The sequence below is a fragment of the Halostella sp. PRR32 genome, assembly GCF_034808085.1.
GTDB lineage: Archaea > Halobacteriota > Halobacteria > Halobacteriales > Natronoarchaeaceae > Halostella > Halostella pelagica.
Genome location: NZ_JAXHGL010000162.1, coordinates 1 through 263 on the forward strand (window position 1 = coordinate 1; position 263 = coordinate 263).

The 263-nt window shown below is 58.9% G+C and carries 1 protein-coding gene; it reads left to right on the forward strand.

Annotated elements, in window-relative coordinates:
• The coding region (locus SM753_RS20750) for an ATP-binding protein (RefSeq protein WP_369335390.1) at window positions 1-263 on the forward strand (263 nt) is incomplete at both ends.

Below are 263 nucleotides of genomic sequence, written 5' to 3' on the forward strand. Positions count from 1 at the left end.
GACATCCGACAACTCCCGTTCGACGCCGCGATGGAGTTCTTCGACGAGACGTATACTGCAGACGAGCAGGTCCTCACATGGGGCGTTTTCGGTGGCGTGCCGTACTATCTCGAAGAGGTCTCACCCGACGCGACGCTCGCGGAGAACGTCCAACAGACGATTCTCTCCCGGCACGGGACCCTCCATGACGAACCGGATTACGTACTCCGGATGGAACTGACCGAACCAACACGGTACTTTTCGATTTTGGAGGCCATCGCCGG